Source organism: Enterobacter sp. 2VL, assembly GCF_005503595.1.
GTDB classification, from domain to species: Bacteria; Pseudomonadota; Gammaproteobacteria; order Enterobacterales; family Enterobacteriaceae; genus Enterobacter; species Enterobacter cancerogenus.
In genome coordinates, this window is the sequence record NZ_SCNE01000009.1 from 36911 (window position 1) to 58356 (window position 21446).

At 55.7% G+C, this 21446-nt stretch carries 21 protein-coding genes; 10 read left to right on the plus strand and 11 right to left on the minus strand.

Annotated elements, in window-relative coordinates; genetic code table 11:
- Window positions 1–65: 65 nt before the first annotated feature.
- Complete coding sequence (locus FFS28_RS18085) at window positions 66–668, minus strand: helix-turn-helix domain-containing protein (RefSeq protein WP_137903629.1); 603 nt, start codon at window positions 666–668, stop codon at window positions 66–68.
- Between the two features lie 8 nt (window positions 669–676).
- Window positions 677–1270, minus strand: a complete 594-nt coding sequence (locus tag FFS28_RS18090) for a helix-turn-helix transcriptional regulator (RefSeq protein ID WP_137903630.1) — start codon at window positions 1268–1270, stop codon at window positions 677–679.
- Window positions 1271–1536: 266 nt separating this feature from the next.
- On the opposite strand from FFS28_RS18090, the gene fucR reads away from it, so the two are divergent.
- Entirely contained in the window at window positions 1537–2253 is a 717-nt protein-coding gene (fucR, locus tag FFS28_RS18095) for an L-fucose operon activator (protein WP_137903631.1), read from the plus strand.
- On the opposite strand, the gene FFS28_RS18100 is transcribed toward fucR, so the two are convergent.
- On the minus strand, window positions 2235–2522 hold the full coding sequence (locus tag FFS28_RS18100; RefSeq protein WP_006178523.1) for a DUF2623 family protein: 288 nt from the start codon (window positions 2520–2522) through the stop codon (window positions 2235–2237). The genes fucR and FFS28_RS18100 overlap by 19 nt on opposite strands.
- A 94-nt stretch (window positions 2523–2616) precedes the next feature.
- Window positions 2617–4164: a methyl-accepting chemotaxis protein gene (locus FFS28_RS18105; protein ID WP_137903632.1), complete on the minus strand. Its 1548-nt coding sequence runs from the start codon at window positions 4162–4164 to the stop codon at window positions 2617–2619.
- Window positions 4165–4671: 507 nt separating this feature from the next.
- Between FFS28_RS18105 and FFS28_RS18110 the strand changes: the two genes are divergently transcribed.
- On the plus strand, window positions 4672–7272 hold the full coding sequence (locus FFS28_RS18110) for an autotransporter domain-containing protein (RefSeq protein WP_249357450.1): 2601 nt from the start codon (window positions 4672–4674) through the stop codon (window positions 7270–7272).
- A gap of 78 nt (window positions 7273–7350) precedes the next feature.
- Here FFS28_RS18110 and yghX read toward each other — a convergent pair whose 3' ends face one another.
- Window positions 7351–8238, minus strand: a complete 888-nt coding sequence (gene yghX, locus FFS28_RS18115) for a YghX family hydrolase (protein WP_137903634.1) — start codon at window positions 8236–8238, stop codon at window positions 7351–7353.
- 82 nt (window positions 8239–8320) lie between these two features.
- On the opposite strand from yghX, the gene FFS28_RS18120 reads away from it, so the two are divergent.
- Window positions 8321–9361: an aldo/keto reductase gene (locus FFS28_RS18120; protein WP_137903635.1), complete on the plus strand. Its 1041-nt coding sequence runs from the start codon at window positions 8321–8323 to the stop codon at window positions 9359–9361.
- 108 nt (window positions 9362–9469) lie between these two features.
- On the opposite strand, the gene FFS28_RS18125 is transcribed toward FFS28_RS18120, so the two are convergent.
- The gene (locus FFS28_RS18125) at window positions 9470–9958 is read right to left on the minus strand and encodes a TIGR00645 family protein (RefSeq protein WP_006178530.1); all 489 of its coding nucleotides are present in this window, start codon (window positions 9956–9958) and stop codon (window positions 9470–9472) included.
- Window positions 9959–10039: 81 nt separating this feature from the next.
- The gene (locus FFS28_RS18130) at window positions 10040–10543 is read right to left on the minus strand and encodes an ESA_00282 family adhesion-associated protein (RefSeq protein ID WP_006178531.1); all 504 of its coding nucleotides are present in this window, start codon (window positions 10541–10543) and stop codon (window positions 10040–10042) included.
- A 102-nt stretch (window positions 10544–10645) separates the two neighbouring features.
- Between FFS28_RS18130 and FFS28_RS18135 the strand changes: the two genes are divergently transcribed.
- The 3 genes from FFS28_RS18135 to FFS28_RS18145 all read left to right on the plus strand — a co-directional run bounded on the left by FFS28_RS18135 (window position 10646) and on the right by FFS28_RS18145 (window position 12446).
- Window positions 10646–11050, plus strand: a complete 405-nt coding sequence (locus FFS28_RS18135) for a hypothetical protein (protein WP_101736971.1) — start codon at window positions 10646–10648, stop codon at window positions 11048–11050.
- Complete coding sequence (locus FFS28_RS18140; RefSeq protein WP_006178533.1) at window positions 11031–11483, plus strand: hypothetical protein; 453 nt, start codon at window positions 11031–11033, stop codon at window positions 11481–11483. Before FFS28_RS18135 ends, FFS28_RS18140 begins: the two co-directional genes overlap by 20 nt.
- Window positions 11484–11549: 66 nt before the next feature.
- Window positions 11550–12446 (plus strand): SDR family oxidoreductase, encoded by an 897-nt coding sequence (locus tag FFS28_RS18145; protein ID WP_102890191.1) that lies wholly within the window; start codon window positions 11550–11552, stop codon window positions 12444–12446.
- 87 nt (window positions 12447–12533) lie between these two features.
- Here the strand turns inward: FFS28_RS18145 and exbD are convergent, their stop codons facing one another.
- Both exbD and exbB read right to left on the minus strand, forming a co-directional pair.
- Complete coding sequence (gene exbD / locus FFS28_RS18150; RefSeq protein ID WP_006178535.1) at window positions 12534–12959, minus strand: TonB system transport protein ExbD; 426 nt, start codon at window positions 12957–12959, stop codon at window positions 12534–12536.
- A 4-nt stretch (window positions 12960–12963) separates the two neighbouring features.
- Window positions 12964–13695, minus strand: coding sequence for a tol-pal system-associated acyl-CoA thioesterase (exbB, locus tag FFS28_RS18155; protein WP_042321987.1), 732 nt, complete (start codon window positions 13693–13695; stop codon window positions 12964–12966).
- A gap of 251 nt (window positions 13696–13946) precedes the next feature.
- Between exbB and metC the strand changes: the two genes are divergently transcribed.
- A complete protein-coding gene (gene metC, locus FFS28_RS18160; RefSeq protein ID WP_137903636.1) occupies window positions 13947–15134 on the plus strand; it encodes a cystathionine beta-lyase in 1188 nt (395 codons plus the stop codon).
- A 143-nt stretch (window positions 15135–15277) separates the two neighbouring features.
- Complete coding sequence (yghB, locus tag FFS28_RS18165; protein WP_137903637.1) at window positions 15278–15937, plus strand: DedA family general envelope maintenance protein YghB; 660 nt, start codon at window positions 15278–15280, stop codon at window positions 15935–15937.
- Window positions 15938–15982: 45 nt separating this feature from the next.
- Here the strand turns inward: yghB and FFS28_RS18170 are convergent, their stop codons facing one another.
- Window positions 15983–16882 (minus strand): AraC family transcriptional regulator, encoded by a 900-nt coding sequence (locus FFS28_RS18170; RefSeq protein ID WP_137903638.1) that lies wholly within the window; start codon window positions 16880–16882, stop codon window positions 15983–15985.
- Window positions 16883–17077: 195 nt separating this feature from the next.
- On the opposite strand from FFS28_RS18170, the gene yqhD reads away from it, so the two are divergent.
- Complete coding sequence (gene yqhD / locus FFS28_RS18175; RefSeq protein ID WP_006178541.1) at window positions 17078–18241, plus strand: alcohol dehydrogenase; 1164 nt, start codon at window positions 17078–17080, stop codon at window positions 18239–18241.
- Window positions 18242–18347: 106 nt separating this feature from the next.
- The gene (dkgA, locus tag FFS28_RS18180; protein WP_006178542.1) at window positions 18348–19175 is read left to right on the plus strand and encodes a 2,5-didehydrogluconate reductase DkgA; all 828 of its coding nucleotides are present in this window, start codon (window positions 18348–18350) and stop codon (window positions 19173–19175) included.
- 89 nt (window positions 19176–19264) lie between these two features.
- On the opposite strand, the gene FFS28_RS18185 is transcribed toward dkgA, so the two are convergent.
- Window positions 19265–21442: a YgiQ family radical SAM protein gene (locus FFS28_RS18185; protein ID WP_006178543.1), complete on the minus strand. Its 2178-nt coding sequence runs from the start codon at window positions 21440–21442 to the stop codon at window positions 19265–19267.
- Window positions 21443–21446 lie beyond the last annotated feature (4 nt).

Genomic DNA, 21446 nt, shown 5'->3' on the forward strand with positions numbered 1-21446 from the left:
ATTAGGTAAGGAAGTCGTGGTGTGCTTTGGGGGTAGGCGCTAACGGGCTAGCGCGGTCGACCGTGTTATGCGGCCGTTCCCATATCATGGAGGCATTTTGTTAACGCCAGATCGTCAGCCACCTGCAGTTTACGCATGATATTTCGTTTATGCGAACTGATGGTTTTTTCACTGCGATACAGCTTCCTGGAGATCTCCACTCCTGACCATCCCGCACGCAGGAAGGCCAGTATTGCGCGTTCCGCGGGTGTGAACGTGATACCATTTTTTCTTATCGGTATCCCGGCCATCCGCATAATAAGCGGGCTGAGATAGCGGGATTTTTTCATCGTGTTTTCGATGACGTCGTACAGGGCAAAGTGCGGTTCATCCACGCACAGAATGGAACAGCCATAATCCCTGAGCAGCGTCGCCACGAAGGCTTTTTGCGTTGCCCTTACCAGCACCAGCGTCGTCGGGCTTGTCAGACTGTGGCGCTTTTCTTGCAGAATGGCGTCAGAATTAAACCCTTCCACGATCGACAAATGGGCTTTTTTATCCATGCAGGAAACCGAATTTAACTGATAACCCCAGCCCGGATGTAAACTGGCCATGTGATCGAGACTGACGCGCAGGCCCGCGTAATAAACGAGGTGGCTGAGGTTATGGTCTATCTGATAAATAAACATAAATGTCCTTATTTATACTTTTCGGCAAACTGCGAAATGTGACTGAGCAGAGTTATCCACTCGGCGCGGTTATTGAGTCCAAGGCGTACGCGTGCATTATTTTTAAAGGTAAAAACGGTTTTTATGCAGCAATTGCGCCGCCCTGCGATATCCCGGGTGTCCATGCCGGCAGCGTAATCAAGAAGAATATTCAGCTCGGAGGGTGAGAACCAGGCCCGGTTTCGCAGCATGCTGGGGGGAATATCCAGTAACGCATCAAGCTCAGACTCCAGCGACTTTGCCGTCATGCACTGGCTGGCACCGGCGGCAATAAACAGCCGCGTCATTAGTTCATCCGGCTCGGGCAGATACACCACCGTTTTTAAATCCTGCGTACGCGTAAAGTGCAGGGTACGCACGATCCGGAAAAAATCTGCCCCTAATCCCCCCGCCCCTACCAGCACCACTTTCCCATTGTCTGCGGGTAAACAGAGTTCCTCAGTGAGTTGTTCCATCGAGAGAGGCGTTACCACCTCAAGGCCGCGCTCGCGTAATAGCGTTGAAAAACCATTGCGTAATAATAAGCGTGGTTCAAACAGAATAATAAGCGGTGAAGTGTTCATTGCGTCCGTTGCATAATAAATAAAATTTTTGCATAAGATAATTCCTGCGCTTATTACTGCAATAAAAATCCTGTCCAGAAAAAGACTGCGAATAAAATGCGATGACGACTGCTTCGCTCAGCGAAGGGAAAGGCTCCCTTCCCAAAACCGTCCTTGCACGGGAGCGTTCGCCGATCCGTGCCGCAAATCCTCCTCTTTTTTCAACATCATATTTACAAGCCCGGATAATCTGGCAAGAATCGATTTATCTTCCCAGGAACAGACGCATGAAACAGGACAGACAGCAGAACATTATTGCCTTGCTGAGCCGCTGCGACTGGCTGACGACCGAGGCGCTGGCAGAACAGCTTGCCGTCAGCAAAGAGACGATCCGCCGCGATTTGAACGGGCTTCAGCAGCAGGGGCGGATCCTGCGCCAGCACGGGCGGGCGCGGCTGCTCCATCCGGCCAGTCGTGACGGCGGCGAGCCGTTTGGCGCGCGCCTGAAAAGCCATTACGCCGACAAAGCCGATATTGCTCGCCACGCGCTGGCGTGGATCGGCGAAGGGATGACTATCGCCCTTGATGCCAGTTCGACCTGCTTTCACCTGGCGCGCCAGCTCCCCGACTGGGATCTCACCGTATTTACCAACAGCCTGCCGATCTGCCACGAAATCGCCAGGCGCGAGCGGATCACGCTGATCTGTTCCGGCGGCACGCTGGAGCGTAAGTACCGCTGTTACGTTAACCCTACCCTGGCGACGCAGCTTAAAACCCTGGAGATTGATCTGTTTATCTTCTCCTGCGAGGGCGTCGACGAGGAGGGTAACCTGTGGGATCCGACCGAGCATAACGCCGCGTTTAAGGCCCACCTGCTCCGCCGCGCCAGCCAGTCGCTGCTGCTGATTGATAAGAGCAAATTCCAGCGCTCAAGTGAGGTGAAAATCGGCCAGCTTTCGCAGGTGACCGAGGTGATCACCGACGCTCACCCTTCGAGACGGTAGCCCGCCATAAAGTAGCGCAACGCCACGCTTGAGTGCGTGTCTCTGAAGAAGTCCATCACCATGTCGCGATCCAGCCCGTAGCGACGCGTTAAAATTCCTGCCTCCCACGCGCTCAGCTGGCGATCCCCGGTCTTCTCAAACATTCGATGCGAAAAGCCCAGCACGAAGCCGCGCTTATAGTCAGAGCAGAAGTGTGCCACGTTCTTTGCCGTATCGGCCTGTGCCGCGCGCATGCCCGCCATCAGCCCTTTTCCAAAATGGTTATCCATCGCTACGCCCTCATCGTTGTATATAAAATTATATAGCGATATTTTAAGCGATAGCCAGTGAAAATGAAGGCCGCACGTGGCGGCCTTGAGGTGATTACGCAGAGAGGCGGAATTTCTGGACGGAGCGCTGCAGATCTTCCGTCTGGCGCTCCAGGGCGGAGGCCGCGGCGGAGACCTGCTCCACCAGCGAGGCGTTCTGCTGGGTCACGCCGTCCATCTGGGTAATGGCGATACCTACCTGCGAGATGCCCTTGCTCTGCTCTTCCGAGGCAGAGGCAATCTGCTTCATGATGGTGGTCACTTCGGTGATATCGCGCAGGATCGCTTCCATGGTGGTGCCGGTGTCGTTAACCAGCTGCGCCCCCTGCGCCACGCGGGCAACCGAATCGGCAATCAGCCCTTCGATCTCTTTGGCCGCATTGGCGCTGCGGCTTGCCAGATTACGCACCTCACCGGCGACGACGGCGAAACCGCGCCCTTGTTCACCCGCACGCGCCGCTTCCACCGCCGCATTAAGCGCCAGGATGTTGGTCTGGAATGCGATGCTGTTAATGACGGTAGTGATTTCCGCAATTTTCTTCGAGCTGCCTGAAATGCCGCTCATGGTCGTCACCACCTCTTCCACCAGCGAGCCGCCCCGGCTGGCGGTGGTTGACGCCACGTCCGCCAGTTCGCTGGCCTGACGCGCGCTTTCGGCGTTCAGTTTTACCGTCGCGGTGAGCTGCTCCATGCTGGCGGCGGTCTCCTCCAGCGCGGCGGCCTGCTCCTCGGTGCGTGAGGAAAGGTCGTTGTTGCCGCTGGAGATCTCGGTTGCGCCGCGCCAGATATTTTCACTGCCGGAGCGGATGTTGCTGACCGCTTCACGCAGGCTGTCCTGCATTGCACTGAGCAGCGGCACCAGTTGCCCGACGCAGTTGCGGCCAATGGGTTCAATCGGCTGGCTGAGATCGCCCTGGGCAATCTGGCGGAACTGATGACGAATGCGATCCAGCGGTTTCACCAGCAGTGCCACCAGGTAGCGGTCGGTAAACAGCAGGATCAGCAGACCGATAATCGTGGCCACGACGATCACCGTGCGGGTCATGCTGGTCAGCCCATCCACCACCACGCGCGTGGTGTCGAGCCTGTCGCCTGCGGCCTGGTTAAAGCGTTCGGCTGCGGCACCAAAGGCGCGGCTCAGCGGCGGGGTGACGTTGTTCGCCTGCTGGCGATAGCCCTCCAGCGAACCTTGCTGCGCCTGCTGCATCTGCGGCGTTACGCCCTGATCGAGCAACGCCTGCCAGGTGCCGATCACCTGGGCGGAGATCTGCTCATCCATTGGGCCTGGCGAAATGGCCTTCATCTGCGCCAGCTTTTTGGCCATGTTATCCAGCGCCTGCTTCGCTGAGGCTAAATCAGGCGTGCCGCCTGCGGCTTTGGCCTCCATTGCGCGGCCAAGACGGGTGACAAAGCGAAAGTACTGATCGTTACCCTGGCTCAGCACCATCATCTGCTTTACCAGCTGGCGGTCGACGTCGTTACCCTCGGAGACGCGGGAGAGTGACCAGGTGCTGTACAGGCCGACCCCCGCCCACATTAAACAAAAGATCCCGAGTATCGTCAGCATAACGAAGCGGATCGTGAAATTACGAAGCATCTGCATTGAGTTTTCCTTGCCGTGAGGGGAGATTCGCCCAGAGGCGAGACTTAATCTCGTTATCGGCAGGAAATGGCGAAGGTATACTGTTTCGCGACTCTTTTTCTCACATTTTTTATTTTCCCTTTCCCAATCAGAAAACGATAATCGCGGTGCGGTAATATCCCCTCAAAATATATGTTTTTACATTTCAGCAGATGATGAAATGTAACCTTGCGGCACATTCAATTTTTTCCCCCCACCGGCTCCTCTTTTTTATTCATCTGAATTTTCAATCAATCACCCCTGTTTTGATCGCTACCGATAAAATTAGCCTGCTAACCATCCAATCATATTGACACTACAAATGTATTTGCTTTTGTTTATTTGTTTAATTTATTTAAATTAGCTTAATTTAGCTTTAAGTTTTATTACATCCAAAACAGCCAGGAAGTTTCTTACTTTCAGTTTTTTGATTTAAAAAGGAGATCTGTTCAATCAATCTAATTCAGAGAAAAACAAATGCGAAATTCAATGAAACGTACGCTGATCTCCCAGTGTATTTTACTGGCCTTAACCTCTTTTAGCGTCAGTGCAAAAACAGCCCCGGTATCTCCAGACGTTCAGGCAACGCCATGCCAGAGCGGAAATAACAGCCAGACGTGCGGATTAACAAAATATACCGACGATAATTATTATCAGGATGCCAGTGCGACCAATGCCGTTATGGCTGACGCCACCGCCACCAATATTTATATGGACGGCCACCGCACGAGCGGCGATACCCAGTCGTTAACCGTATCGGGCACGAATATGTCCGGCCATTATATTCAGGGCAGTAACGGCGGAACGGTCAATATTACCCTCAATAACGGCGCAACCGCCGATATGATTGAGGCTGGTTCAAAAAATGCCACAACGAATACCACCGTTAATATTGATCACTCAACGCTGAACGGTGAGAGCAGCACGGGTGATTACGATAAACATAATAAAGGCTATATGATGGGGTCCGCGATTTTCCTCGATCCCATGGATAAAGGCTATCACACCGTCAATATTACCAACGGCAGTGCGCTGCACGGGAGTATTGTGAGCGCGGGTGAAGGCGCACAGGCTATTTCCATGAGCAACAGCGCGATGGATAAAGGGGGCATTTATGCCGGCAGCCTTACATCAGATACCACTGTTTCTCTGACCAGTGCGACCGTCGATGCTTCGCAAAGTCTGATTGCAAAAAATATCGACTCGCTGGCCGAGGCGCTGTTTGAAAAAACTGGCATCAAAATTAATAACCCTGACGAATTCAACGATCTTGCCGTGGCGCTGTACGGCACCACCAACACTACGCTTGCGATGAATAACAGCACCGTAACCGGCGACGTGGCGGTGCTGAATGACAAAGGCACCACGACGGTAACGATGACCAATAAAAGCGTGGTGAACGGTGACGTAACGGTAGACGGCAGTACCGCCACCACGCTGCTGGTCGATAACAGTACGGTTAACGGCGACGTGGATACCAGCCACAACAGCGGCAATACCACCGTAACCCTGCAAAATAACGCGACCGTAAACGGCGATGTCAAAACCGGCTCGGGCGATGACACGCTGGTATTGACCAACAATTCTCACGTCAACGGCAACGTGGACGGCGGAGCCGGCAGCGATACGCTCTCGATGGACGCAGGCAGCTCCATCACCGGCCAGATCAGCCAGTTTGAAACGGTGAATACCACCAGCGATAACAGCATCACCATCGATAAGATCAACGATGCCACCACCTGGAGCCTGCAGGATGGCTCAACCCTCGTGGCGAGCACCACCGGCAGCAACGCCCGGGTGAGCATGAGCACCGACAGCTTCGTCAACTTCGGTACCATTACCGGTGCAAATAACGCCATTATGGTCACCAGCATTACGCCAACGGCGCAAAATAAGAGCAACGTCATTCTCGGCACGTTTAGCACCGCCAGCAGCACCGCGCCGCAGAACTATGCTGCCGCGACCTTCACCAACGGCGAGAACAGCGTTGAGAACCGCAGCGGCGCGTACAACTATAACAACAGCCTCGACATTGTGCCGGCAGATGCGGCCCCGCAAACGAGGCTGGCCGCTGATAACAGCTATAACTGGAACGTGGTGTTCAACAGCGCGCAAGGCTCGCTGGCAAGCGACGTTCAGGGGCTGATTGCCGGGCTGGACGCTGCCGAGCAGGCCGGTCACCAGGTTGCGGACGACATCAGCAACCACATGAACCAGGTACACCTGGCGAATCTGCTGGGCCAGCAGCAGGACGGTGCGCAGGTCTGGGGCGACTTCCTCTATCAGAACGGTAACTTCAGCAACGACGTCGACTATAAAAGCATTACCCAGGGCGCGCAGGGCGGTGTCGACTGGACGGCGCACATGGACAACGGCGACAGCGTGACCGGCGGTATTGCCCTGGCCTGGACCCGCAGCCGCGTGCAGGACACCAGCGACGGGGTCGATAGCTTTAAGGACAGCGTTTACGGCAACTACTACAGCGTCTACGGCGGCTGGCAGCAGGCGCTGAACGGTAAATCCTGGGGCGTGTTCGCCGACGGCAGCTTCAGCTATGGCGACATGCGCTATACCCTCTCAGCCAATAACGTGACGGGCAATACCAGTGGGATGACCGAGGCGCTTAACGGCTCCACCGACGGCAACCTGTACATTGCCCAGGCGCGTACCGGTGTGAACGTCCTGCTGCCAGGCGAAACCCTGCTGCAGCCGTACGCGACGCTTGGCTGGGATCAAACCAAAGCCAACGGCTTCTCCGACAGCGAAGTAACCTTTGCCGACAGCCAGGTCTCTTCCTGGAACGGCGGCGCGGGGGTGCGTTTGACCACCACCCTGACCGATCTGAACAAGAATGTGCAGGTGATGCCGTGGGTTGACGCGCGCTTACAGAAAGAGTTTAGCGACGATACCGACATCAAGGCCGCGGATTATCACAACACCTCCGGGCACAACAACGCGATGGGTATCTTTGGGGCAGGCATCAACGCCACCATCGCGCATAACTTCTCGCTGAATACCGGCGTGTATGTGGGAACGGGTGACGTGGATAACGATGCCAGCGTTCAGGCGGGGATGAGCTACAGCTTCTGATCTCCTTCACTTCCCGGCGGCGCGACGCTGCCGGGGCAAGCCTGTTTTGCAAGCCGGGCGTGCCCGGCTTGTTTGCGTTCAGCGCAAATACTTCTCAAACCACCCCAGCGTGCGCGTCCAGGCCAACTCTGCCGCAGCCTCGTCGTAACGGGGTGTGGAGTCATTATGAAAACCGTGGTTTACGCCGGGGTAGATATAAGCCTCGTAAACCGTGTTACTGGCTTTCAGCGCCGCCTCATAAGCGGGCCAGCCTTCGTTAATGTTCTTATCCAGTTCGGCGTAATGCAACAGCAGCGGCGCCTTGATTTTAGGGACATCCGCCGCCGCAGGCTGGCGACCGTAGAACGGCACTGCGCAGTTCAGCTCGGGATACGCCACCGCCGCCGCGTTCGACACGCCGCCGCCATAGCAAAAACCCGTGATGCCGACCTTGCCGGTCGCCTCAGGGTGCGTTCGCATAAACTCGACGGCGGCAAAGAAGTCGTTCATCAGCTTTGTCGGGTCGACCTTCTGCTGGAGCACTTTGCCCTCTTCATCATTGCCCGGATAGCCGCCGACCGAGCTTAAGCCGTCCGGCGCCAGCGCGATGTACCCGGCTTTGGCGACGCGTCTCGCCACATCTTCGATATAGGGGTTCAGGCCGCGATTCTCATGCACTACCACCACCGCGGGCACAGGGCCGCTGGCTTTAGCCGGTTTGACCAGATAGCCGCGCACCTCGCCGTGCCCATTGGGCGATGGATAGTGAATGTATTCAGGAAGAATATCGGGGTCGGTGAATTTAACCTGCTCGGCCAGCGCATAGTTGGGCTTAAGCATGTTAAACAGCGCCAGCGCCGTTACGCCGCCCACCGCATAGCGTGCTGCAAGATTCAGAAACTCGCGTTTGGAGATTTTACCGTGTGCGTAATAGCCGTAGTAATCGAGCAATTCCTGCGGAAAATCTTTGGCGGTCAGGCGCGTCATCGCATCTCTCCGGGATTTGTGATTTGATAAGCATAGAATGAAAACGTTGTTTCGAAAATTCATCGACAAGAAAGGAGACATCATGTCCTGGCATCCCTACCCTGGCCGCTACGAAAATATGCAGTACCGTTTCTGCGGGCAAAGCGGCCTGCGCCTGCCCGCGCTGTCGCTCGGCCTGTGGCACAGCTTTGGCCACGTTCAGACGCTGGAATCCCAGCGCGCGCTGCTGCGTAAAGCGTTCGATCTCGGCATTACCCATTTTGACCTCGCCAATAACTATGGCCCACCGCCGGGCAGCGCCGAAGAGAACTTTGGTCGGCTGCTGCGCGACGATTTTGCCGGGTATCGCGACGAGCTGATTATTTCCACCAAGGCGGGCTACGACATGTGGCCGGGGCCGTACGGCTCGGGCGGTTCGCGTAAGTATCTCCTCGCCAGCCTCGACCAGAGCCTAAAGCGCATGGGCGTGGAATATGTCGATATTTTCTACTCCCACCGCGTCGATGAGAACACGCCCATGGAGGAGACGGCTGCGGCCCTGGCGCACGCCGTGCAGAGCGGCAAAGCGCTGTATGTGGGGATCTCCTCTTACTCGACGGAGCGAACCCGGATCATGGCCGGGCTGTTGAGCGAGTGGAAGATCCCGCTGCTGATCCATCAGCCGTCCTATAACCTGCTGAACCGCTGGGTCGATAAAACCGGGCTGCTGGACGCGCTGGACGCTAACGGCACCGGCTGTATCGCCTTTACGCCGCTGGCGCAGGGGTTGTTAACCGGAAAATACCTGAACGGCATTCCGGACGGATCGCGCATGCAGCGTGAAGGCAAGAAAGTGCGCGGACTGACGGAAAACATGCTGACCGAGGCCAACCTGAACAGCCTGCGCCTGCTTAACGAAATGGCGCACGCGCGCGGGCAGACGATGGCGCAGATGGCGCTGAGCTGGCTGCTGAAAGACGAGCGCGTCACGTCGGTGCTGATCGGTGCGAGCCGCCCTGAGCAGCTTGAGGAGAACGTTCAGGCGCTGGAAAACCTGCGCTTTACGGACGATGAACTGGCGCGAATTGACCAGCACGTTGCGGATGGTGAGTTGAATCTGTGGCAGGCGTCGTCAGATAAGTAAAGTGAACGGAAATACCCCCACAGCCGTATATTCCCCTCACCCTAACCCTCTCCCCAAAGGGGAGAGGGAATGGTTCGATGCGCGCATAAATTTGTGCGCGATGGAAAATTACTTCTTACTGATCTTATCCAGATACCCCATCACGAACGCCGACAGGACAAACGTCAGGTGGATAATGACATACCACATCAGCTTGTTGTCCGGTACGTTCTTCGCATCCATAAACACGCGTAAAAGATGGATGGAGGAGATCGCCACAATGGAGGCGGCCACTTTGTTTTTCAGCGAGGTGGCGTCCATTTTGCCGAGCCAGCTCAGCTTTTCTTTGCGCGCGTCGATATCCAGCTGAGAGACAAAGTTCTCATAGCCGGAGAACATCACCATCACCAGCAGCCCGCCGACCAGCGTCATGTCCACCAGCGACAGCAGCACCAGAATTAAATCCGCTTCCGCAATGGAGAAGATGTTGGGCAAGACGTGAATAATTTCCTGGAAGAACTTGATCGTCAGAGCGATAAGCGCCAGGGAGAGGCCAAAGTAGACCGGCGCCAGGATCCAGCGAGAGGCGTACATTGCGTTTTCAAAAAAGCGTTCCATAGAGTCCTGTCTGCAAACGAAACCAGCGCTCAGTATATCTCAGGAGCGCTTACTGTTTGCAACAGCTAACCAACAAAGCGCTTACACTTCCTGCGGGTTTACATCCGGGCGCGCATATTCCGGCCACACCAGTGCCACCAGCTCCGGGTAGGCTTCAAGGCTGAACTCGCGAAAACACTGGCGCAGATTTAATACGTCCAAATCCGAATACGAGACCTTCTCGCCATTCAGACAACGCTTTTTGATATTGTCATAATATTTGTACACCGCCGAATTCAGGTCGCTGCAGCGGCGCTGTGCTTCAAACAACCCGGGCGTATCATTAATTTCAGCCATTTTCATGCGCTTAATAGTCGCATGCAAAAAGTCGATATATTCATGATTGACCCGCCAGTACCAAACCGGCGTTATCGCGTTCATCAATACCGAGAAATGATCTTCCCCTTCCTCTTTTGTCATCGGCTCTGGCTGTGGCGGGACGCTGGCATCCTTCGATACTTTGGTTTTATTGAACTCTTGCATCAATAAAAGAACGCCGGCGGTCAGTAATAGCAATGTAATGACCGTAAAGAAAATACTGTTCATGGGTAGGCTCCATTTTTTTTGATTTTAAAATTGCCTCATGTTATTGTCAACGAATCTCACCCTAATACTAACCCCACCCTGTTGAAATTAAAGGACGTTACAATGCTGCCCGACAATCTCGTCCCGGCTAAGTACCACATCACGCCTGTGGAGCAGCCTGCGAAGGAAGCAGAAAAAGAGACGAATTTCACTCAGGGAAAAAGAAAGCTCTCCGATTATGAGTCCGAAATATTAATTGGTGTCTCACAGTCCGGTAAATCCCGTAATATGTTGCTGGAAGAACACGACCGCCATATTAAGGATCGCTTGTTTCGCGCCGTAAAAATTGAAGCCTTTGCACACCTGCTGGACGATCTGCAAGCCGAGGGCGAAATAGATGCCCAGACCTTAAGTCAAATAATGGCTGAAAAAACCAAAGAAATAAACGAAGCGGGAAATGAAATTTGGCTTAATTTAATTACCCGCGAAAAAAACACCCCCATTTTTTATGACCTCGGGGAAGATTAACGTGAAAGCAGTTAGCGATAATAACGTTTATTTGACTTTAGAAGATAAAAAAAGCGACGAGTTTATCTTAAAGCAGAATCTCGCTGCGTTACGAAACATCAAAAACGCCGAGATGACGCGTATTACCCAGGATCTGGTCTCTATCCCGGCGACGCTGGTGCGCCTGAAATGGCAGAACCGCCGTGAAATTTATGCTTTACAGGTGAAAGAGGAGATTTACGGCGCGGTGATGAATGCCATCATTGAAAAGCAGCCGGAGCTGAAAGAGAAGCTCCTCGGACGCCTTGAAGCCCACTACCAGTACCTGCTGGCGCGCGAAACCGCAACCCTGCGCCTGACCCGCAAACTCGCCGAAGGCGACTACCGCACCTCCAGCGTCACCTGCGTCGCGCTTGATGAAGAGGCGCACGCCAGTATTACGGATAATCCTTAATTATCCCTGCTTTTCGATAAAATCTCCTACGCTTAATGGGTAAGTTCACTCAAAAGGAGATCCCTTATGGCACATCACCAGACGAAAATGCAGGACCCCACCACGCAGTATCACACCGGTGAATACCCTAAGCAGAAGCAGCCTGCCCCTGGCGTGCAGTCAAAGATGACGCCCGTGCCGGACTGTGGCGAAGAGAGCTATAAAGGCAGTGGACGACTCCAGGATCGTAAGGCGCTGGTGACAGGGGGCGATTCCGGTATCGGACGCGCTGCCGCCATCGCTTACGCGCGTGAAGGCGCAGACGTAGCGATTAACTACCTCCCGGCGGAGGAAGAGGACGCGCAGCAGGTCAAACAGCTGATTGAAGAGGCGGGACGTAAAGCGGTGCTGATCCCGGGCGACCTGAGCGATGAACAGTTTGCCCGCTCGCTGGTGCATACCGCGCACGAGGCGCTGGGTGGCCTGGATATCCTGGCGCTGGTTGCCGGTAAGCAGACGGCGGTAGAGAAAATTGCCGATCTCACGACCGAGCAGTTTAAAGAGACCTACGCGGTCAACGTCCTGGCGCTGTTTTACATCACCCAGGAAGCCATCCCGCTGCTTCCGGCCGGGTCCAGCATTATCACCACGTCCTCGATTCAGGCCTACCAGCCAAGCCCACATCTGCTGGATTATGCCTCAACCAAGGCCGCGATCCTGAACTACAGCCGCGGGCTGGCGAAGCAGATCGCCGAAAAAGGGATTCGCGTGAACGTGGTCGCACCGGGTCCAATCTGGACCGCGCTGCAGATTTCCGGCGGCCAGCCGCAGGAGAAAATCCCGCAGTTTGGTCAGCAGACGCCGATGAAGCGTGCGGGGCAACCTGCGGAGCTGGCACCGGTGTATGTCTATCTGGCAAGCCAGGAATCCAGCTACGTCACGGCAGAAGTGCACGGCGTGTGCGGGGGAGAACACCTCGGTTAAAAACCGTTGTGGGGAATAAACAAAGGGGGCCGCGATGGCCCCCTTTGTACATTCACAGTGTGTTACCGACTGGCGTTAACGGTGAAATCACTTCGCCGCCGTTTTCTCTTCACCCACCAGACCAATCTTCAGGTAACCCGCCTGATGCAGCGTGTCCATTACCTTCATCATGGTTTCGTAATCAACGGTTTTATCCGCGCGGAAGAACACGGTGGTGTCTTTCTTGCCGCCGGTGAGCTGGTCCAGCGCCGGAATGACTGACGTATCCGTAACCGGGTCGTTGCCCAGGAACATGGATTTATCGGCCTTAACCGAGAGGTAGATTGGCTTTTCCGGACGCGGCTGCGGCTGGCTGGACGAGGCAGGCAGGTTCACCTTCACGTCAACCGTCGCCAGCGGCGCAGCCACCATGAAGATAATCAGCAGCACCAGCATCACGTCGATAAACGGCGTGACGTTGATTTCATGCATTTCGCCGTTATCGTCCAGATTTTCGTTAAGACGCATTGCCATAGTATCAACCTAAGCGCAGTTTGGACGCCGCATGTACCGGTTTAACGGCGCTGGCGTTGAGGTCCAGGTCACGGCTTTGCAGCAGCAGAACCTGCGCCGCAACGTCACCCAGCGTGGCTTTATAGCTGCCAATCATACGCGCGAAGATGTTGTAGATAACGACCGCAGGAATTGCTGCGACCAGGCCGATAGCCGTCGCCAGCAGCGCTTCTGCGATACCCGGCGCAACAACCGCCAGGTTGGTGGTCTGCGTTTGGGCAATGCCGATAAAGCTGTTCATGATGCCCCAGACGGTACCGAACAGGCCGACAAACGGAGAGATCGCACCGATGGTCGCCAGATAACCGTTACCGCGGCCCATATGACGGCCCACAGCAGCTACGCGACGTTCCAGACGGAAGCCGGTACGCTCTTTGATACCTTCGTTATCTTCACTGCCTGCGGAGAGTTCAAGCTCGTTCTGCGCTTCATTCACTAAAAGGGAGGTCAGGCTTTTCGCGTGGAAGGATGAGGTCATGTCGGATGCCTGATCCAGAGAGCGGGCTTCAGCCAGCTGCTGCTGTTCGCGCTTAAGACGACGCTTCTGCGAAATAAGCTCAACGCTCTTGCTGAAGAAAATAGCCCAGGTGACAACGGACGCCAGGATCAGGCCGATCATCACAATCTTAACCACGATGTCGGCATGATGATACATGCCCCAAACGGAGAGATCCGTCTGCATCAAATTATTACCCACTCTGTATCTCCAGGACGCAAATCACAAATTCTGAGCATAATAATATCAAAACAACGTCGAATTGATAGTAGTTCTCATTAGTATTTACATAGTGCCGTAAATTTCACTCACTTTCCTTGCGCTTACGCAGGAAAAATTTTCAGAGCCGCAATTTTAGAAAATTTTCGCCTTATTCCACCATCGCAGAAGTGCACTTTTTTACTTTCATGGTAGTCTGGACGTCCAGACGTATAAAAACAGGGCTATCCAGGATGACGAAGAAGCAGCTTGATACCACGCTGGTGCAGGCCGGACGCAGCAAGAAATATACCCAGGGCGCGGTCAACAGCGTGATCCAACGGGCCTCCTCTCTGGTGTTTGATACCGTTGAGGAAAAGAAAATCGCCACGCGTAACCGCGCCACCGGCGGGCTGTTCTACGGACGTCGGGGCACCCTTACCCATTTTTCATTGCAGGAAGCGATGTGCGAACTGGAAGGCGGCGCGGGCTGCGCGCTGTTCCCCTGTGGCGCAGCGGCCGTTGCCAACGCCATTCTGGCGTTCGTGGAACAGGGTGACCATATCCTGATGACCAACACCGCGTACGAGCCGAGCCAGGACTTCTGCACCAAAATCCTCAGCAAGCTCGGCGTCACCACCGGATGGTTCGACCCGCTGGCGGGCGAAGGCATTGCCGACCTTATTCAGCCGAACACGCGCATAGTATTCCTGGAATCACCGGGGTCGATCACCATGGAAGTACATGACGTCCCGGCCATCGTTAAGGCGGTGCGCAGCAAAGCGCCTGAGGCAATCATCATTATCGACAACACCTGGGCGGCGGGCGTGCTGTTTAACGCGCTGGAATTCGGTATCGATATCTCCATTCAGGCCGCGACCAAATACCTGATTGGCCACTCTGACGGCATGATTGGCACCGCGGTATCCAACGCCCGCTGCTGGGATCAACTGCGTGAGAATGCCTACCTGATGGGCCAGATGGTGGATGCCGATACGGCCTACCTGACCAGCCGCGGCCTGCGCACGCTGGGCGTGCGCCTGCGTCAACACCATGAAAGCAGCCTCAGGGTCGCCGAGTGGCTGGCGCAGCATCCGCAGGTTGAGCGGGTTAACCATCCGGCCCTTCCCGGCAGTAAAGGTCATGAGTTCTGGAAACGTGACTTTACGGGCAGCAGCGGGCTGTTCTCATTCGTGCTTAAAAAACGGCTGAACAACGACGAGCTGGCAAGCTATCTGGATCATTTTACCCTGTTCAGTATGGCCTACTCCTGGGGCGGGTTTGAATCGCTGATCCTGCCTAACCAGCCGGAGCAGATCGCGGCGCTACGCCCGGGCGGAGAAGTGGACTTCAGCGGCACCCTGATCCGACTGCATATTGGTTTAGAAAATGTTGACGATTTAATTGCCGATTTAGCAGCAGGGTTTGCGCGCATCGTGTAGAGTGCAGGCTGAAAGTGTACTCCCTGGACATTTTTATTCACGGCGCACCCGGAAAAGTCTGCATGAGTTGCGCCTGCGATCAATCCCAACGGGCCAATTAGGGAGTACAATAGCGTTATATCTGCTGTTCCACAGGAAAGTCCATGGCTGTTATTCAAGATATTATCGCTGCGCTCTGGCAACACGATTTTGCCGCGCTGGCGGACCCGCACGTTGTGGGGATTGTCTATTTCGTGATGTTTGCGACCCTGTTTCTGGAAAATGGATTACTGCCAGCCTCGTTTCTGCCCGGTGACAGCCTGCTGCTGCTTGCAGGGGCGTTAATCGGCAAGGGCGTGATGGACTTCGCACCCACGATGATAATCCTCACTTCCGCCGCCAGCCTTGGTTGCTGGCTGAGCTATTTGCAGGGCCGCTGGCTCGGGAATACCCGCGTCGTGAAGGGCTGGCTGGCGCAGCTGCCGCACAAATATCATCAGCGTGCGACCTGCATGTTTGATCGTCATGGCCTGCTGGCGCTGCTGGCCGGGCGCTTCCTCGCTTTTGTTCGCACCCTGCTGCCAACAATGGCCGGCATTTCCGGGCTGTCGAACCGCCGCTTCCAGTTTTTCAACTGGCTGAGCGCTCTGCTGTGGGTTGGCGTGGTGACATCCCTGGGCTATGCGCTGAATATGATCCCGTTTGTAAAACGTCATGAAGATCAGGTGATGACTTTCCTGATGGTGCTGCCGATTGTCCTGCTGATTGCCGGGCTGGTAGGGACGATTGCGGTGGTGATTAAGAAGAAATATTGCAGCGCGTGATCCCCTCACCCTGACCCTCTCTCCATAGGGGAGAGGGGGAAAAACCTAAGCGCCCTGCATCGTTCTGATGCGGGTCGCATCTTCCCCCGGCGTCACGCCGAAATAGCGCTTAAATTCCCGACTAAACTGCGATGCACTTTCATACCCAACGCGCATAGCCGCCGCGCTGGCTTTCATGCCGTCGTGGATCATCAGCATACGCGCCTTGTGCAGCCGGTAGGTTTTAAGATACTGCAGCGGCGAGGTGCTGGTGACCGACTTAAAATTATGGTGGAACGCCGACACGCTCATGTTCGCCTCTGCCGCCAGCTGGTCCACGCTGAGGTTTTCCGTGTACTGGCTTTCAATGCGTTTCAACACGCGGCTGATCAGGCTGAAGTGCGTCTGACGGCTCACCAGCGCCAGCAGCGCCCCGCCCCCCGGCCCTAACAGAACGTGGTAGAGGATCTCGCGGATAATCTGCTTGCCGAGGATACGGGCATCCAGCGGTCTTTCCATGACGTCCAGCAGGCGTTCAACAGCGCAGAGGATTTCATCCGACAGCGTCGCGGAGTTGATGCCGCTGGCCGCCATCGACGGCTGGAACAGCTCATCTTCCCCAATGTCCATCAGCAGCTCCTGCAGTTGCAGGATATCAACATTCACGCGGATCCCCGCCAGCGGAACCGCCTCCGTCGCGAACGTTTCACATTCAAAGGGTAAAGGCACCGTCAGGAGCAGATATTCATTGGTGTCGTAACGAAACACGCGCTCATTGATATAGCCAATTTTATGGCCGGAAAAGAGAAAAACGATGCCCGGCTGGTACATCACCGGCGTGCGCGTACCCGGCTGCGTCCCGTAGAGCAGCCGGATATCCGGCAGCAGCACACTCAGGTCATTTTGCTTATTTATCAACTGTTTGATTTGCGAAGTAAGCTGTAAACAGATGTCATCGCGGTTCATTTCTTCTGACTCCAGAGGCGGTTTCTGACCCATGCAGTGTGCGCAATTTCTTTCACTTTCTCCAGTACTCTGTAGAAATGGGCAAGACATCGGCAGGAATGTGCATTGAGAGGATAGCGCCAGATAGCCACAATGTGCAGCATCAGGTCGCCATTTGCGCCACCGCGGTTTTTCACCCACCAGAGGGAAAGAGCAATGAATAACTTTAATCTACATACCCCCACCCGCATTCTGTTTGGTAAAGGTGCCATCGCCGAACTGCGCGAGCAGATCCCCGCTGACGCCCGCGTGCTGATCACCTACGGTGGCGGCAGCGTGAAAAAAACCGGCGTGCTGGATCAGGTATACAGCGCGCTGGACGGTCTGGACGTGCGTGAGTTTGGCGGCATCGAGCCAAACCCGTCCTACGAAACGCTGATGAACGCGGTGAAAATCGCGAAAGACGAGAAGATCACCTTCCTGCTGGCCGTGGGCGGCGGTTCTGTTCTGGACGGCACCAAATTCATCGCCGCAGCGGCCCACTACGCGGACGGCATCGATCCGTGGCATATTCTGGAAACCCGCGGCAGCGACGTGAAAAGCGCGATCCCAATGGGCTCCGTGCTGACCCTGCCCGCCACCGGTTCGGAATCGAACAAAGGTGCGGTGATCTCCCGTAAAACCACGGGTGATAAACAGGCCTTTATGAACGAACACGTTCAGCCGGTATTTGCCATTCTGGACCCGGTTTACACCTACACCCTGCCTGCACGTCAGGTCGCCAACGGCGTGGTGGATGCGTTTGTTCACACCGTTGAGCAGTACGTTACCTACCCGGTGGATGCTAAAATTCAGGACCGCTTCGCAGAAGGCATTCTGCTGACCCTGGTTGAAGATGGCCCGAAAGCGCTGCAGGAGCCGGAAAACTACGACGTGCGCGCCAACGTGATGTGGGCGGCAACTCAGGCGCTGAATGGCCTGATCGGTGCCGGCGTACCGCAGGACTGGGCAACCCATATGCTCGGCCATGAACTGACGGCGATGCACGGTCTGGATCACGCGCAAACCCTGGCGGTGGTTCTGCCTGCGCTGTGGAATGAAAAACGTGACACCAAACGCGCCAAACTGCTGCAGTACGCCGAGCGCGTGTGGAACATTACCGAAGGTTCTGACGATGCGCGTATCGATGCCGCGATCGAAGCGACCCGCAACTTCTTTGAAAGCCTGGGCGTGCCAACGCGTCTTTCCGGCTATGGCCTGGATGGCAGCTCCATCCCTGCCCTGCTGGCAAAACTCGAGGCGCATGGCATGACGCAACTGGGCGAGCACGGCGACATCACCCTGGACGTAAGCCGTCGTATTTACGAAGCGGCACGCTAAGCGTTTTTGTTGTCCCACCTTTCGTTTTTTGACATTTCGTCCAGACTTAATGCACACCAACATCGTCGGAGGCTCCCTTCGACGATGAGCAAATGGAGGAGGAAAAATGGCAAACCAAACCGTGATCAAGCTTCAGGACGGCAACGTAATGCCCCAGTTGGGGCTCGGCGTATGGAAAGCCGGTAACGACGAGGTCGTGTCCGCCATTCATAAAGCACTGGAAGTCGGCTACCGGTCGATTGATACCGCTGCCGCGTACAAAAATGAGGACGGCGTAGGCAAGGCGCTGGCCAGCGCAGGCATGCCCCGCGACGACCTTTTCATCACCACCAAGCTGTGGAACGACGACCAAAAACGCCCGCGCGAAGCCCTGCAGGAGAGCTTGGACAAGCTGCAGCTCGATTTTGTCGATCTGTATCTGATGCACTGGCCGGTTCCGGCTATCGATCATTACGTGGATGCCTGGAAAGGCATGATTGAGCTCCAGCAGGCTGGGCTGGTGAAAAGCATTGGGGTGTGTAACTTCCAGGTGCACCACCTGCAGCGTCTGATTGACGAAACGGGCGTCGCGCCGGTCATCAACCAGATTGAGCTGCACCCGCTGATGCAGCAACGTCAGCTGCATTCCTGGAACGCCACGCACAAGATCCAGACCGAATCCTGGAGCCCGCTGGCACAGGGCGGTGAAGGCGTATTCGATCAGAAGATCATTCGTACGCTGGCGGATAAATATGGCAAAACCCCGGCGCAGATTGTGATTCGCTGGCATCTGGACTGCGGCCTGGTAGTGATCCCGAAATCGGTCACGCCTTCGCGCATCGCTGAGAACTTCGACGTCTGGGATTTCCGCCTCGATAAAGATGAGCTGGGTGAGATTGCGAAGCTGGATCAGGGCAAGCGTTTGGGGCCGGATCCGGATCAGTTTGGGGGGTAATTTTCCCTCACCCTAACCCTCTCCCACAGGGAGAGGGTACATTTTACACCCTCTCCCTGTGGGAGAGGGCCGGGGTGAGGGCATCACCGTTATCCGATCTTACGTTTTCCCGTTTTTTTCGCCCCCGTTGCCCCACCGTTCGAACGCTGATGCACAATCGGCGTATGTTTCGTGAGGGCCGGGCGCGTATGGCGGTTCTGGCGGCGAGCTTCCCGCATTTCATCGAGCGTTGGCGCAGGGACCAGGCAGTCGCGGCGTGAACCAATCAGGTGTTTTTTACCCATCTCTTCCAGCGCCTGGCGGATCAGCGGCCAGTTAGCCGGATCGTGGTAACGCAGCAGCGCTTTATGCAGACGACGCTGTTTATCCCCTTTCGGCACCACCACGTCTTCACTCTTGTAGCCAATCTTACTCAGCGGGTTCTTGCCGGTGTAATACATGGTCGTCGAGTTGGCGAGTGGCGACGGATAGAAGTTCTGTACCTGATCGAGTCGGAAGCGACGCTGTTTCAGCCACAGCGCCAGGTTGACCATATCTTCATCGCGCGTGCCGGGGTGCGCGGAAATGAAGTACGGGATCAGATACTGCTCTTTACCCGCCTGCTTCGAGTAGGTATCAAACAGTTCTTTAAAGCGATCGTAGCTGCCCATGCCCGGCTTCATCATCTTGGACAGCGGGCCTTCTTCGGTGTGCTCCGGGGCAATCTTCAGATAACCGCCGACGTGGTGCGTCGCCAGCTCTTTGATATAGCGTGGATCTTCCACCGCGATGTCGTAACGCACCCCGGAGGCGATCAGGATCTTCTTGATGCCTTTCAGATCACGCGCACGGCGATAAAGATTGATCGTCGGCTCGTGGTTGGTGTCCATATGCTCGCAAATGCTCGGATAGACACAGGATAAACGGCGGCAGGTCTGCTCCGCGCGCGGCGATTTACAGCGCAGCATGTACATGTTGGCGGTCGGGCCGCCGAGATCGGAGATCACACCGGTAAAACCCGGCACCGTGTCGCGAATGGCTTCGATCTCGTTGACAATGGAATCTTCAGAGCGACTCTGAATAATGCGGCCCTCGTGCTCGGTAATAGAGCAGAAGGAGCAACCCCCAAAGCAGCCGCGCATGATGTTGATCGAGAAGCGGATCATCTCATACGCCGGAATACGACTGCTGCCGTACGCCGGATGCGGTACGCGCTTGTACGGCAGCGCAAAGACGCTGTCCATCTCTTCGGTGGAAAGCGGGATCGCCGGTGGGTTGATCCAGATATAACGCTCGCCGTGCTTTTGCATCAGCGCGCGGGCGCAGCCGGGGTTGGTTTCATGGTGCAAAATACGCGACGCATGGGCGTAGAGCACTTTATCGGCTTTGACTTTTTCAAAGGACGGCAGCAGGACGTAGGTTTTTTCCCATGGCTTCGGGCGCGGCGGCTGAACCACCACGGCTTTCGCTTCGGCTTTTTTCGGAGCGACCGGTTTGTTATCCGCACACGGCAGATCGTCACCGTACGGGTGCGGGATAGGGTCGATTTTGCCTGGCATATCAATGATGCGGGAATCCACCCCGCTCCAGCCCGGCAGCGCCTCTTTCACCATAATCGCGGTATTGCGCACGTCGCGGATGTTGCCTACCGGCTCGCCCTGCGCAAGACGGTGTGCCACTTCCACCAGCGGACGCTCGCCGTTGCCGAAGATCAGCATGTCGGCTTTGGAATCGACCAGTACCGAGCGACGCACGGTATCGGACCAGTAGTCATAGTGCGCGGTGCGGCGCAGGCTGGCTTCGATACCGCCCAGGATCACCGGGACATCTTTCCAGGCTTCTTTGCAGCGTTGGGTATAGACCAGCGTGGCGCGATCCGGGCGTTTCCCCGCCACGTTATCCGGGGTGTAAGCATCGTCATGGCGCAGCTTGCGATCGGCGGTGTAGCGGTTGATCATCGAGTCCATGTTGCCCGCGGTCACGCCGAAGAACAGGTTCGGTTTCCCCAGACGCATAAAGTCGTCTTTGCTGTTCCAGTCAGGCTGGGAGATGATCCCGACGCGAAAGCCCTGCGCTTCCAGCATACGTCCGCAGATCGCCATGCCGAAGCTGGGGTGGTCAACGTAGGCATCGCCCGTCACCAGAATGATATCGCAGCTATCCCAGCCCAGCTGATCCATCTCTTCGCGGGACATTGGCAGGAACGGCGCTGGCCCAAAGCAGGCAGCCCAGTACTGCGGCCAGGAGAAGAGGTCACGATCCGGCTGGATCAGGGAAATTGCGCTCATAATG